1 pseudogene is annotated in these 348 nt (G+C 72.4%); it reads left to right on the top strand.

Annotated features, from left to right (window positions below):
• Positions 1–209, top strand: a pseudogene (locus UK12_RS33995) (IS3 family transposase); the annotation flags it as partial.
• Positions 210–348 lie beyond the last annotated feature (139 nt).

Here is a 348-nt window from a genome sequence, read left to right on the forward strand (position 1 = left end):
TCGCTCGGGAGCTGGGGGTCAGCCCGGAGGGGCTGCGGGGTTGGGTCAAGCAGGACCGCACGGACCGTGGCGAGGATCGGGCAGGCGAGCTGACCAGCGCCGAGCGCGAGGAACGCACCCGGCTGCCGCGACAGCCCGTCGAGCAGCACAAGACCAGCGAGGTCCTGCGCAAGGCCGCCGCCTATTTCGCGGCCGAGACGACACGGTGATCCGCTTCCGTTTCGTTGAAGACCACCACGGCGCCTGCGGCGTCAAGCGGAGCTGCCGCGTCCTGGGCATTGCCCGTTCCTCGTTCTACGACTGGCGGGCCGGCGAGCAGGCTCGCCGCGCCCCCCAGCGGGCCGCGGA

Origin of the sequence: Saccharothrix sp. ST-888 (assembly GCF_000955975.1) — a bacterium.
GTDB lineage: Bacteria > Actinomycetota > Actinomycetes > Streptomycetales > Streptomycetaceae > Kitasatospora.